At 50.7% G+C, this 655-nt stretch carries 1 rRNA gene; it reads right to left on the bottom strand.

From position 1 onward, the window contains the following. Positions 1-655, bottom strand: a 23S ribosomal RNA gene (locus tag VJI94_RS07885); the annotation flags it as partial.

Genomic DNA, 655 nt, shown 5'->3' with positions numbered 1-655 from the left:
TATCGAATCTCTCTTGCATTTCTGCAACAGGAAATCTCATCTTGAGGGGGGCTTCGTGCTTAGATGCCTTCAGCACTTATCCCTTCCAGACTTAGCTATTCAGCATTACCATTGGCATGATAACTGATACACCAGCGGTCTGTCCATCCCGGTCCTCTCGTACTAAGGACAGCTCCTCTCAAATTTCCTTCGCCCACGATGGATAGGGACCGAACTGTCTCACGACGTTCTGAACCCAGCTCGCGTGCCTCTTTAATGGGCGAACAGCCCAACCCTTGGGACCTACTCCAGCCCCAGGATGAGACGAGCCGACATCGAGGTGCCAAACCTCCCCGTCGATGTGAACTCTTGGGGGAGATAAGCCTGTTATCCCCGGGGTAGCTTTTATCCGTTGAGCGATGGCCCTTCCACTCGGTACCACCGGATCACTAAGTCCTAGTTTCCTATCTGCTCCACTTGTTGGTGTCGCAGTTAAGCTCCCTTTTGCCTTTGCACTCTTTGAATGATTTCCTTCCATTCTGAGGGAACCTTTGAACGCCTCCGTTACTCTTTAGGAGGCGACCGCCCCAGTCAAACTGCCCAACTGACAGTGTCCTTATACTCGCTTCAGAGTATCAAGTTAGAAATTTAGTATCAAAAGAGTGGTATCCCAACA

This window comes from Parvimonas sp. D9, assembly GCF_035282565.1.
GTDB classification, from domain to species: domain Bacteria; phylum Bacillota; class Clostridia; order Tissierellales; family Peptoniphilaceae; genus Parvimonas; species Parvimonas micra.
Note: the sequence above shows the minus strand (reverse complement) of the source record. Positions and strands in the feature narration are given on the sequence as shown.